9 protein-coding genes are annotated in these 12,299 nt (G+C 58.0%); 8 read left to right on the forward strand and 1 reads right to left on the reverse strand.

All coding sequences use genetic code 11. The features are described 5' to 3' along the window. The first annotated feature begins 102 nt into the window (after positions 1-102). From JK199_RS10885 to JK199_RS10915, 7 genes are all read left to right on the forward strand, one after another. On the forward strand, positions 103-3,669 hold the full coding sequence (locus tag JK199_RS10885) for an AIDA repeat-containing protein (RefSeq protein ID WP_212375846.1): 3,567 nt from the start codon (positions 103-105) through the stop codon (positions 3,667-3,669). Between the two features lie 17 nt (positions 3,670-3,686). Beyond that, the gene (locus JK199_RS10890) at positions 3,687-5,360 is read left to right on the forward strand and encodes a glycosyltransferase family 4 protein (protein WP_212375849.1); all 1,674 of its coding nucleotides are present in this window, start codon (positions 3,687-3,689) and stop codon (positions 5,358-5,360) included. 247 nt (positions 5,361-5,607) lie between these two features. After that, positions 5,608-5,937: an antibiotic biosynthesis monooxygenase family protein gene (locus JK199_RS10895; RefSeq protein ID WP_212355370.1), complete on the forward strand. Its 330-nt coding sequence runs from the start codon at positions 5,608-5,610 to the stop codon at positions 5,935-5,937. Further along, on the forward strand, positions 5,937-6,923 hold the full coding sequence (locus JK199_RS10900; RefSeq protein ID WP_212375853.1) for a heme/hemin ABC transporter substrate-binding protein: 987 nt from the start codon (positions 5,937-5,939) through the stop codon (positions 6,921-6,923). Before JK199_RS10895 ends, JK199_RS10900 begins: the two co-directional genes overlap by 1 nt. Continuing rightward, on the forward strand, positions 6,920-7,984 hold the full coding sequence (locus JK199_RS10905; RefSeq protein WP_212375856.1) for a FecCD family ABC transporter permease: 1,065 nt from the start codon (positions 6,920-6,922) through the stop codon (positions 7,982-7,984). The genes JK199_RS10900 and JK199_RS10905 overlap by 4 nt, the downstream gene beginning before the upstream one ends. Beyond that, a complete protein-coding gene (locus tag JK199_RS10910) occupies positions 7,981-8,799 on the forward strand; it encodes an ATP-binding cassette domain-containing protein (RefSeq protein ID WP_212375859.1) in 819 nt (272 codons plus the stop codon). The genes JK199_RS10905 and JK199_RS10910 overlap by 4 nt, the downstream gene beginning before the upstream one ends. A 15-nt stretch (positions 8,800-8,814) precedes the next feature. Then, positions 8,815-9,135, forward strand: a complete 321-nt coding sequence (locus tag JK199_RS10915) for an antibiotic biosynthesis monooxygenase family protein (protein WP_025826683.1) — start codon at positions 8,815-8,817, stop codon at positions 9,133-9,135. 76 nt (positions 9,136-9,211) lie between these two features. Here the strand turns inward: JK199_RS10915 and JK199_RS10920 are convergent, their stop codons facing one another. Further along, positions 9,212-9,799 carry a biliverdin-producing heme oxygenase gene (locus tag JK199_RS10920; protein WP_212375862.1) on the reverse strand — a complete coding sequence of 196 codons (588 nt, stop codon included), beginning with the start codon at positions 9,797-9,799 and terminating at the stop codon, positions 9,212-9,214. A 160-nt stretch (positions 9,800-9,959) separates the two neighbouring features. Here JK199_RS10920 and JK199_RS10925 point away from each other — a divergent pair, with 160 nt between their 5' ends. Further along, the gene (locus JK199_RS10925) at positions 9,960-12,281 is read left to right on the forward strand and encodes a TonB-dependent hemoglobin/transferrin/lactoferrin family receptor (protein WP_212375865.1); all 2,322 of its coding nucleotides are present in this window, start codon (positions 9,960-9,962) and stop codon (positions 12,279-12,281) included. Positions 12,282-12,299 lie beyond the last annotated feature (18 nt).

A 12,299-nucleotide genomic window follows, 5' to 3' on the forward strand; every position in this document is an offset into this window, starting at 1 on the left:
AAGGCTCCCGAAAGGGTCGCTATCTCGACTGCGCCTACCAGACTTTGTCCCGTTTTTCCCCTGCGCCGCATGGCCTCGCACCCGGTATCGAAAGAAAAGAGCATGGATAACGTTACGTCACGGTCCACACAGACGGAAACCGATACAGCCGCGCAGTCCGGTGCGGTTGTGAACAACGGAGAAACCCTCGAGATTTCGGCTGGCGTCAGTTCGTCTTTTGTTACAGTCAACACCGGCGGTCTGGTGTCTCTCTCAGGCTCTCTGTCCGGTGCAACGGTTTCCGGTGGTGAAGTCGATGTGTATTCCGGTGGCGTCGCTTCCGCAGCCAGCCTGACAGATGGTGGCAGCCTGTTTGTAGAAGAGGGTGGCTCTGCGGTGTCGGCTTCTGTCGGTTCCGGCGGATATCTGGAAGTGGACGCAGGCGGGACGGCAAGCGGCACACAGGTCAGCAGTGCGGGCATCCTTGATCTTGCAGACGGGGCCGTGGTCTCTGGCACGACGCTGACGAACTCTGCCACGCTTTATGCCGGCTCCGGTGCAACGGCCGTTGGCACGGTTGTGCAGGATGGTGCGTCGCTTCAGGTGCAGCAGGGCGGCGTTGCCAGCGGGACGGTCCAGCAGGGCGGCAAGACGACGATTTTTGCGGGGGCTTCCGCAGCCGACACCACGGTCAACGGTGGTGAACTGGAACTGTTTGAGAGCGCCACTGCGACGAACACCACGGTGGCTGGCAGCGGCACTCTGACTGTATCCTCCGGCGCGGCCGCATCCGGCACGACAGTCAATACTGGCGGTCTGGTCTCCGCCTCTGGCACCCTGTCCGGTGCAACGGTCTCAGGCGGCGAAGTTGATGTCTATTCCGGGGGTGTGGCTTCCGCAGCCAGTCTGACGGACGGTGGCAGCCTGTTTGTGGAAGAGGGCGGCTCTGCGGTGTCGGCCTCTGTCGGTTCTGGCGGATATCTGGAAGTGGATGCAGGCGGCACGGCGAGCGGCACACAGGTCAGCAGTGCGGGTATCCTTGATCTGACAGATGGGGGCGTGGCGTCTGGCACAACCCTGACGAACTCTGCCACGCTTTATGCAGGCTCCGGTGCAACGGCCGCTGGCACGGTTGTGCAGGACGGTGCGTCGCTTCAGGTGCAGCAGGGCGGTGTTGCCAGCGGTACGGTGCAGCAGGGCGGCAAGACGACGATCTTTGCGGGGGCTTCCGCAGCCGATGCTACGGTGAACGGTGGTGAATTGGAACTCTTTGAGAGCGCCACTGCGACGAACACCACAGTGGCTGGCAGCGGCACGCTGACTGTATCCTCCGGTGCGACCGCATCCGGCACGACAGTCAACACCGGCGGTCTGGTTTCCGTGTCTGGAGCCCTGTCCGGCGCAACAGTCTCAGGCGGCGAAGTTGATGTCTATTCCGGGGGTGTGGCTTCCGCAGCCAGTCTGACGGACGGTGGCAGCCTGTTTGTGGAAGAGGGCGGCTCTGCGGTGTCGGCCTCTGTCGGTTCTGGCGGCTACCTTGAAGTGGATGCAGGCGGCACGGCGAGCGGCACACAGGTCAGCAGTGCGGGTATCCTTGATCTGACAGATGGGGGCGTGGCGTCTGGCACAACCCTGACGAACTCTGCCACGCTTTATGCAGGCTCCGGTGCAACGGCCGCTGGCACGGTTGTGCAGGACGGTGCGTCGCTTCAGGTGCAGCAGGGCGGTGTTGCCAGCGGTACGGTGCAGCAGGGCGGCAAGACGACGATTTTTGCGGGGGCTTCCGCAGCCGACACCACGGTCAACGGTGGTGAACTGGAACTGTTTGAGAGCGCCACTGCGACGAACACCACGGTGGCTGGCAGCGGCACTCTGACTGTATCCTCCGGCGCGGCCGCATCCGGCACGACAGTCAATACTGGCGGTCTGGTCTCCGCCTCTGGCACCCTGTCCGGTGCAACGGTCTCCGGCGGTGAAGTGGATGTCTATTCCGGTGGTGTGGCTTCCGCAGCCAGTCTGACGGATGGCGGCAGCCTGTTTGTGGAAGAGGGCGGCTCTGCGGTATCCGCGTCTGTCGGGTCTGGCGGATATCTGGAAGTGGATGCAGGCGGCACGGCAAGCGGCACACAGGTCAGCAGCGCGGGCATCGTTGATCTGACAGACGGGGCCGTGGCGTCTGGCACGACGCTGACGAACTCTGCCACGCTTTATGCTGGCTCCGGTGCGACAGCGGTTGGCACGGTTGTGCAGGATGGTGCGTCTTTTCAGGTGCAGCAGGGTGGCGTTGCCAGCGGGACGGTGCAGCAGGGCGGCAAGACGACGATCTTTGCGGGGGCTTCCGCGACCGATACGACTGTTAATGGTGGCGAACTGGATCTGGTGGAAGGCGCTACAGCGTCCAGCACTACCGTCAACAACGGCGGCACACTGACTGTGGAAGCTGGCAGCACGGCCTCAGGCGTGACGGTGCATAGCGGTGGGCAGATTGAAGTTTCGGGAACGCTGTCGGATGCCACGGTGGAAAGTGGGGCGGCTCTTTCAGTCACGTCCACAGCAAGCATTTCCGGCATGGTTGTCAGCAGTGGTGGCAGCGTGCAGGTTCAGTCCGGTGGTTCTCTGGCCGGTGTACATCTGAGTGCTGGCGGTTCTCTGGATCTCGGCTGGCTGGCATATGACAGCAGCAACACGGCCAGCATTGATGCAGGCCATACTCTTGATCTTTCCAGCGGAACAGGCACCAGCGCCATTGCAACGCTGGAAGGTGATTATAGCAATGACTTCTTCGTTCTTTCAGATGATGGGCACGGCGGCACGCTTCTGACGCTGGAAGAAGGCACGCCATGCTATTGCCCCGGCACGTTAATCCAGACGGAAACAGGGGAACGCCCTGTTGAAACGCTGGAAATTGGTGATCGTCTTGTCACGCGTGATGGCGCACTGCGCCCGATCCGCTGGATCGGCCGCCGGGCGTATGATGGTCGTTTTGCTGCCGGACGCACCGATATTATGCCGGTCAGAATTGCTGCGGGTGCGCTTGGAAACGGCCTGCCGAGGCGGGATCTGGTGATCTCGCCGCTGCATGCCATGTTCCTGCTCGGCGTGCTGGTTCCGGCTCATGCGCTGGTGAACGGGCAGACCATCACGCAGGCAGAAAATGTCAGCGTTATTGAATACATCCACATAGAGTTGGAAACGCACGACATTATTTTTGCAGAGGGGGCGCCCTCTGAAACTTTTGTGGATGATGGCAGCCGCGGCATGTTCCATAACGCGCATGAATTTGCGGAGCTTTACCCGGATGCAGAACCGGCGGCTCCGCGCTATTGCGCGCCGCGTGTGGAAGATGGCGAGGCGCTGGAAATTGTCCGCCGCTATCTTGCGCCAGCAGAACAGCCTGCCACGGCGTCCGCTGAGCTTTATGTGGATAAAGTGAGCCGCAGCCGTATTTCAGGCTGGGGCTGGGACCCTGCACAGCCGGATGGCAAACTGCGTCTGAAAATTTCTGCCAATGGTGTGGTGCTCTGCTATGCCATGGCAGACCAGTATCGTGCGGACCTGAAAGCCGCAGGCAAGGGCGACGGTTTCCATGCGTTTGAAGTCGATCTGCTTGGCGGTCTGACAGAAGAGCAGAGTGCAAATCTGTCTTTCACAGTGGTGGACGTTGTTCCGGCGTCTCGCGCTGTGGCCTGACGTAAAGCCGGACAGGCATGAAAGCACCTTATATTGTCCCGGCACACCGCTCGGTGTTGCCGGGATATCTGGACTTAGCGACACGGACCCGTATTGCAGGCTGGGCGCAGCCTGAAGCCGGGGGAGAGCCAGTCGCCCTGCAAATCCTGGATAACGGGAAACCTGTTGCACGGGTTATTGCCAATCAGGCCCGGCCCGACGTTGCGCGGGCCGGGTTTAGTGAGGTCCGGTGCGGGTTTGACCTGCTTATTCCCGCGTCCCTGCCTGTGCATGAGCGCCATGTTATTCAGGTTCGGCGGGAAAGCGACGGCTCTGAACTGAGTGGGTCTCCGGTGGTGATTGAAGCTGCCAGAGCATTAGATGAAGACTTGCAACGTCTTGTGCGTCAGGTTGCACAGGGTGCGCAAACAAATACCGAACGAGAAGATATTCTGGCCTTTCTGGCCGATGTTGCAGACAAACTCCTTGCCTCGCATGCCCGGACGGAAAGCGGGCAGGAGCAGAGGGAGCGTTACAGCCGCCTTGCGCGCCGTTATGGCCCGGCCATCCCGCAGAAAACCAGAACGCCCCGTGCCCTGATTATTGATGAAAACCTGCCGGTCTCGGGCCGTGATGCAGGGTCACAGGCTATTTTATCGCATGCCAGAAGCCTGAAAGAGCTGGGCTACAACGTCAGTTTTGTTGCGGCCAGTGATATGGACCCAGACAGGTCCGCCTGCATGCCTCTGGAGCAGGAGGGACTGACTGTCTGGCACGCGCCCCATTACACGTCTGTCGAGGATCTCTTACGCCGTCAGGCCGGAGCGTTTGACATAGTGTATCTGCACCGTATTGGTGTCGCGACCCGTTATCTGGCTCTGGCCCGGCATTATCAGTCCGGCGCGACAGTGCTGTATAGTGTTGCGGACCTCCACCATCAGCGGCTGAACGGGCAGGGTGTGCTTGAAAAACGGCCGGAACTGCTTGCGCTCAGCCGGTCTGTCCGTTTGCAGGAATGTACGGCGGCCTGGCAGGCAGACGGAGTGCTGACCCACTCACCGGAGGAAGAAGCATGGCTGAGCAAGGCTGTGCCGCAGGCGCGCATTGCCTGTGTTCCGTGGGCTATTCCTGTCCGATCTCCGGTAAAAGATTTTAAAAAACGGCGGGATATTGCTTTTATCGGGAATTACGCCCACGCGCCCAATCTTGATGGAGCGCGCTGGTTTGTTGAGACGATTTTGCCAGAGTTGCGTGCCAAATCTCTAGATCTGACTGTCTGGCTGGTGGGGGCGCATCTGCCTCCGCATCTGTGCTGGCCCGAAGGTGTGCGCGTTGTGGGGCATGTGGAGGATCTGGATAAAGAGGTTCTGGACCGCGTGCGTCTGACTGTCGCTCCGCTGAGATTTGGAGCCGGAATTAAAGGCAAAGTTCTGGAAAGTTTTGCCGCCGGTGTTCCCTGCGTCATGACGCAGACAGCGGCGGAAGGGCTGAAGCTGCCCCGTGCGCTGGCCTCGCTGGCGACGAAAGATGAAAAAGGACTGAAGGCCTGCATCCTCAGACTATACGCAGACCCGGAGCGCTGCCAGTCTCTGAGTGAGAAAGTACAGGCATACGTCGCTGCGACATTTAGTGAAAAGACAACGACGGACGCCCTGCACGCAGCGATTAAAATGGCTGCACAGAAAAGAAAAATTGCGGAACAGCCGGCTTAGAGACGCAGCGGCTTCCCGCAGAAACTCTCTCAGTGGTCAGGTTGTCATGCACTGTCATGACACAGGTACTGACCGGCCTCAGACTGGCGGCAGCCTCATGCCGGATCAGAGTGCTCACGATTATGCGTCTTATATGATATTGATTCTCAATTGCGTTTATGGAAAGGTTTCAGCCATGTAACGCGCACAGTCTCGCTGCGCTTCTAAAAGTGCTGGTTTTTCAGGCATTTTATAGGGTGGGGTCTTCATGTTTGTCGCTATGAACCGCTTTAAAGTCCATCCGGAAAAAGAATCCGCGTTCAAAAGCCGCTGGCTTGACCGGGACGTGCTGTTAAAGACTGCTCCGGGATTTTTAATGATCCAGTTTATGCGCGGCGAAACACGCCCGGACTACATCGCCTACGCCTCGCAGACGGTCTGGGCCTCACGGGAGGCGTATGAAGCATGGCGTCAGTCCGATATTTTTCAGACAGCACATAAAGGGATGGGGCAAGGCGAAGTTCTGACGCTCGAAAAACGCGAGTTTAGTGGATATGAGGTGCTGCGCACTGTCTCCGGGCAGGAGGAAGCAGCCTGATGACCACGCAGCAGATCCCGGCGAAACACCGTCTCCAGCTTTCGGCCGCGTCCCGGTATTCCCGCCGTGCTTTTGGAACCCTGCTGACTTTTGGTGTGGCCTCGGTCTGCCTGCCCCGTGTCGGGCTGGCTCAGCAGGCCACGGGGACAGAGGCTGGCCGCATTGTCACGGACTGTCGGGGGCGGCGCGTTACGCTTCACGGCGCAACAAAAATTGCCAGCATTGGCGGCACCATAACGGAAACGCTTTACGCGCTTGGCCGGTCACACGACATTCTGGCGGTGGATCAAACGTCCACATGGCCAGAGCAGGCACGAAAAGAGAAAAAAGACCTCGGCTATATGCGTGCCATTTCCTCCGAGGGGGTCTTGTCCCTGCGCCCGGATCTTGTGCTGGCTATGAACGATGCAGGCCCGCCTGCGGCGATGGATCAGCTTGTGGCATCTGGTGTCCCCCTTGTGTTTGTGGACGCCACGCCGTCCCCGGAGGCTATCGAGGGACGCACCCGTTTTCTGGCGGATATTGTTGGCGCGCAGGCGGAAGGAGACCGGCTTGGCCAGTCGATTGCCGCACAGTTTAAACAACTGGACGCATGGCGGGCGGAGCATCCCGCAAAGCCGCGTGCGTTGTTTATCATGCGCATGACCAATAATCGCCCGATGGCCGCCGGCACAGGTACTGCGGCAGATGCCATGATCCGGCTTGTCGGCGCGGTTAATGCGGGTGGTGGCATGCAGGGCTATAAAATTGTGGATCAGGAAAATCTGGTCGCTCTCAAGCCTGATATCATTCTCCTTATGGATCAGACTGCGGCGGCTATTCGCGCCGATCTTCTGGCAGACCCCGGCTTCCGCCTGACGCCTGCGGGCCGGAATAATGCGTTTGTCAGTATGGAGGGGGAGCGTTTGCTGGGCTTTGGCCCGCGCACACCGCAGGCCGCCCTTGATCTGGCAAAAATGATGGCTGCGGCAGGCCATCCCGCATGAGTCTGGCGCGGCGGCGTGCTGTTCTGTTTCTGTGCGCGTTATGTCCCGTCCTGATTGTGGCTGTCGGCATATCGCTTAATGTCGGCGCAACCGGCGTGCATCTGACGGCTTTGTGGCACGGCGGGCTGCAAGGCGGGATAGAGGCCGGGAACAGTGCGGACCGCGTGGTGCTGACCCAGATCCGTGGCCCGCGTGTTGTGATGGCGGCCCTTACGGGTGCGGCTCTGGCTGTCGCAGGGGCTGTGATGCAGGGGCTTTTCAGAAATCCGCTGGCGGACCCGGGGTTAATCGGGGTGTCTTCCGGTGCGGCTCTGGCGACGGCCTGTGTGCTCGTTCTTGGCGGAGCATGGCTTGATCTGGGGGCTGGTGGCGGGCATGTCGCGCTCCTCAGCACAGCGTGGGCTGTGCCTCTGGCAGGGATGCTCGGGAGTTTTGTTGCCGCGTGTGCGCTCTATCTGTTTGCAACACGCGGCGGCGCGACGTCTGTCAGCATGATCCTGCTGGCCGGGGTGGCTTTTAGTGCGTTTTCTGGCGCGCTGACGGGAATCCTTATTTTCCGTGCGAATGACACAGCCTTACGGGATCTGACCTTCTGGACCATGGGCAGTTTTGCGGGCGCCACATGGCCGCGCATTGGTCTGCTATGTCCGTTTTTGCTGGTGGCCGGGTGGGTTGCCGCCTGTCTTGCATTACCTCTGAACGCCTTGTTGCTGGGGGAGAGTGATGCGCGCCTGATGGGCTACCCTGTTGAGCGTATCAAGCGGCTTGCCATGTTTGCGGTTGCGTGTGCTGTGGGGCCTGCGGTTTCTTTTGTCGGGGCGATTGGCTTTGTGGGGGTTGTTGTGCCGCATCTGGTGCGTCTGGTCACCGGGCCGGATCATCGGCTGGTGTTGCCCGGCAGCGCCTTGCTGGGGGCAATTTTACTCATAGCGGCTGATACGCTGGCGCGCGTTATCGCCATGCCCGCGGATGTGCCTGTGGGGATTGTGACAGCGGTTTTAGGAACGCCTGTTTTTGTCTGGCTGCTGACGCGCGTGCATGACCGGGAGAGGCTGGCATGACGCTTTCTCTGCGCAATGTCGGCTGGGGCATCCGGGGTAATGCCATTGTGCATGACGCGTCTCTGGATTTTGAAGGAGGGCAGCTTACAGCGCTTATCGGCCCGAACGGCGCGGGAAAAAGCACGCTGCTTCGCCTGGCCAGCGGCCTTCTGCCAGCAACCAGTGGCACTGTGTCTCTCGGTGGTGCGCCTGTGGCGACACTATCAGCCCCCGGACTGGCGGCCAGCCGGGCGATGCTGATGCAGGATTCCCCCCTGCGGGCCCAGTTTACATTGCGGGAACTGGTGGCGATGGGAAGCCATATTTCAGCACCCTCCCTGAGCCACGCGACGCGCATGGCCCTTGCGGAAGCCTTGCTTGAGCGGGTGGGTCTGGCGGCCTTTGCCGGGCGGGATGTTATGGGCTTATCCGGAGGCGAGCGTCAGCGTGTTCATCTGGCACGGGTGCTGATGCAGCTTGAAGCCGCCGTGCACGATACTGGCAAAGCACCCGGCTTTTTACTGCTGGACGAACCAATTTCAGCGCAGGACCTTTCCCGGCAGCATCTGGTGCTTAACCTTGCGCGGGCCCATGCGCAAAAGGGGGGAGGCGTTGTGCTGGTGCTGCATGACCTGAACTGGGCCGCAGCCTGTGCTGACCGTATTGTTGTGGTGCATGAAGGAACGATCCATGCGCAGGGGCCACCGGAACAGGTGTTAACCAATAAACTCGCCTGCCATGTCTTCGGGCTGGAGGAGGGGCGCGTGCGTCAACATGCGGTGTCAGGAAAGCCGTATATTCTACCGCACGATATGATGTGCGGGTCTTTATCATAAGGAAAGAAAAAGAGTATGTCTCAGTATATCGCCATGAACCGCTTTCTGGTTGCTCCTGAAAATGAAGAGGCTTTTCAGAAACGCTGGCTGGACCGCGAGGTTTTGCTCAAGACGGTTCCCGGATTTATCAGCTTCCAGTTTCTTCAGGGGCCGGAAAAAGAGGGCGTAAGGCTTTATGCGTCTCACACAGTCTGGGAGTCTTATGATGCCTTTGTCGGCTGGACGCAGTCTGAGCAGTTCCGTCAGGCCCATGCCGGGGCAGGGCAGGGGCGTGCTCTGACGGCTGGCCCCCCAGTGTTTGAAGGCTTTACCGTTATGCAGGACGTAACGGTCTGATTTTTATAATCTGGTTTGTCTGATGTAAAATGGCCTGAAACTTTATAGACTTTCAGGCCATTTTTTATGCGTGTGCTTAGGTCGAAACCGCGCTGAGGGAGCCGGGTGCTGTCATATAGTTTTTGACACGCAGGAAGCCTGCCCGCGCGCCGGTTGCCGCAAGAACAGGGTCAAACCCGGCGTGGTCAATAGCGCTTTTAAAGGCGTTCCAGGAGGCTCCTCTGCCGCCGGGATCAGCCGCCAGATGCCGCGCTCCAAAATTCTCGGTAAAGCCTAGATTTTCTACCAGCTTCATAAGGAAGTTCGCTCCCAGCTTTGAGCCTTCCGCTACATACAGCCATCCCGCAGCAGTCGACGCATCAGGGATATCCAGAGTGGTTTCCTCATCAGGGAAGGGCAGGCCAAGATCCTGCATGTCCTGACAGACATGGGCAAAGCGGTTTCTGGCTGCCAGATCAGGAATAATTTCTACCAGCTGAACATGATTATACGCGGCGTTCACGTCTCTGTGAAACAGATACTGGAGTTTTACAAAATTCCTGTACTTTTCAGAGCTTGAGAAGAGACCATGCGCCATGATGCCTTTATCGAGGTCTTCATGCAGCGTGTGCGTGGCATCTTTAAGCCGGAGAGACAGGGAGAGCTGGTCAGACGTTCTGGTCATGAGGCGTGTCCTTTACGACAGAAATGCATTCAGAAAAGCGCGACGGTGTGGCTAATTTAACGCAAATGAGAATCATGCGCAATAAGCGCTTGATGGGGCACACTCTGCCGTGCATCATAAATTAATAATGATTCTCATTAACCGCATTTATGGATGTAGAATGACACCGCTGCCTCTTTTTCGCCGGGCCGTGCGTTACCGGATGCTGGCAACAACCGCTCTGGCCTATGCCTGCATAACTCCCGCTTTTGCCGCGGCACCTGATGCCACTCCCCCCAGATCAGAAACCGCTGTGAAGGCTGGCACTGGAGAAAAAACATCACAAAAAAAGACCGCCAGCCCTCAGACAGTCATTCTGGGGCCAGTCAGAGTACGTGGCAAAGCGGATATTCTGGACTCCATGAAGTTTGATCCTGACAAGGATCACAGCGCAGTGGGGAAGGCAGGGGTGCTGACCACCACCACAACGCTCAAAACACTTCGTGACCGGCAGATTGACAGTCTGGAAGACTTTTCCCGCCGTGTGGATGCCTCGGTGAATTACAGTAGTGGCAATTCCAGCATCAACATCCGTGGGCTTGATCAGAACCGGATTCTGACCACCATCGACGGTGTCCGTATGCCCTGGGCAAATGATGGGGCTTATGCAGGGTCTTTCAATTCTGCGCAGGGGGGCGTGAGTAATTTTGACTTCAACTCCCTTGGTGCGATTGACGTTGTTAAAAGTGCTGATTCCAGCTTTTTTGGTACCGGGGCGCTGGGCGGCGTCATTGCGTTGCGCACGCTGGACCCGGAGGATCTGCTTAAGCCGGGTAAAACCTTTGGTGGCCTGACCAAGCTGACCTACAACGGCGCAAGCGAGGCGGCTTTGCTGAATCAGGCCTTTGCTGCCCGCTATAAAAATACGGTTTTCCTGCTTCAGGGTGGCTATCAGAATGGCAGCCAGATCGGCAACCACGGTGATATTTATGGGTATGGCCGGACGCGTACGGCAAAAGATCCCTCCTCCTATGATCAGGGCAGTTTTCTGGGCAAGATCCGGCATTATTTTGCCGGTGGGCACAGAGTTGGTCTGACCGGGGAGTGGTTTGACCGGAATACGGATGAACACACCAGAACATCCGAGACAACGGCCACAAACGTGTATCGTACCCGCAGTGAGAACCAGCGGTCTCGCGTATCAGCCAATTATGATTATCAGGCCAAAAGCCCGACAGCATTATTTAGTGAAGCGCATTTTCTGGCTTACTGGCAGAGTATCCAGACGGATACGGATATTACAAACCGTGACCCTGCCAGACCGCGCGCCTATGTTCATCAGCATCTGACACTGCCTGTAGAGTCCTATGGTGTCACGGGTTCGGCCACAAACAATATTTTCACCGGCCCGTTGCATCATGTGCTGACCTATGGCGGAGAGGTATTCCTGACGGACACCTACCAGACGCAGACAGGCCAGCGGGCCGTTTCAAGCGCTTATACGCATGATAATTTTTCCGATATGCCTAAAGTGCATGGCACAGATATGGGTGCTATTGTGCAGGACCGCATTGGCATTGGTCGTGGTGAATGGCTGCATATTACTCCGGGTTTCCGGTTTGATTATTTCCAGCGTGACCCGCAGAATACAGCGTCTTACAGGGCCAATGCCGGATATGCGGGCTTGCCTCACGGGGCGCATGGTTCGCATTTCTCACCCAAAGTTCTGGTGGAAGCCCGCGTGGCAAAAGATGTTGTTCTGTATGGACAATATTCCGAGGCCTATCGTGCTCCGTCTGCCACTGAGGAATATCTGAACTACAGCACGCCACCGGTTTATCAGGTTGTCGGGAACCCTGATCTCAAGCCCGAAACCAGCAGAGGCTGGGAAGTCGGGATGAAATACGGGAACTCCGAGAGGGGAGCTAAAATTTCTTTCTATGACAATCACTATCATAACTTTATAGATATGATGGGGATAAGCGGCTGTAACGGATATATGCTGTGCTATGGCTATACCAACCTCGCACATGTCCGGATTTATGGTGTGGAAGCCAGCGGAAACTGGGCGTTTGATGATCACTGGCATGTCTGGGGCTCTCTGGCCTATGCCGATGGGCGGGATCAGGATAAAAACTTCCACCTGAGTTCGGTTGCGCCGTTCCGTGGCATTATTGGGTTTGGCTATAAAACCCAGCGCTGGGGGGCGGATCTGTCCGGAACTTTTGCGGCAGGCCGGGATAATGCCAAATATCTGACGTCGACTGGTGGTTTGAGTAACCAGTGGAAAACACCGGGTTATGTTATTTTTGATCTGACTGGTTGGTATAGCCCGGCATTTTATAAACCCCTGCGCATTCAGGCCGGGATGTATAACATGTTTGATAAAGCCTATTACAATGCGGCCTCTCTCCCGTATGGCCAGTCTTCCACCTCGCTTTCTGAGCGGTATTACACACAGCCCGGTCGCTCTTTTAAAGTCACGGCCCGGATTGAGCTCTGACGCTGCTACCCTCTGATG

The sequence above is a fragment of the Acetobacter persici genome (assembly GCF_018256955.1).
Taxonomy (GTDB): domain Bacteria; phylum Pseudomonadota; class Alphaproteobacteria; order Acetobacterales; family Acetobacteraceae; genus Acetobacter; species Acetobacter persici.

Coding starts and splice junctions, on each gene's coding strand:
- JK199_RS10885 (WP_212375846.1), top strand. CDS start 103: ATGGATAACGTTACGTCACGGTCCACACAGACGGAAACCGATACAGCC.
- JK199_RS10890 (WP_212375849.1), top strand. CDS start 3,687: ATGAAAGCACCTTATATTGTCCCGGCACACCGCTCGGTGTTGCCGGGA.
- JK199_RS10895 (WP_212355370.1), top strand. CDS start 5,608: ATGTTTGTCGCTATGAACCGCTTTAAAGTCCATCCGGAAAAAGAATCC.
- JK199_RS10900 (WP_212375853.1), top strand. CDS start 5,937: ATGACCACGCAGCAGATCCCGGCGAAACACCGTCTCCAGCTTTCGGCC.
- JK199_RS10905 (WP_212375856.1), top strand. CDS start 6,920: ATGAGTCTGGCGCGGCGGCGTGCTGTTCTGTTTCTGTGCGCGTTATGT.
- JK199_RS10910 (WP_212375859.1), top strand. CDS start 7,981: ATGACGCTTTCTCTGCGCAATGTCGGCTGGGGCATCCGGGGTAATGCC.
- JK199_RS10915 (WP_025826683.1), top strand. CDS start 8,815: ATGTCTCAGTATATCGCCATGAACCGCTTTCTGGTTGCTCCTGAAAAT.
- JK199_RS10920 (WP_212375862.1), bottom strand. CDS start 9,799: ATGACCAGAACGTCTGACCAGCTCTCCCTGTCTCTCCGGCTTAAAGAT.
- JK199_RS10925 (WP_212375865.1), top strand. CDS start 9,960: ATGACACCGCTGCCTCTTTTTCGCCGGGCCGTGCGTTACCGGATGCTG.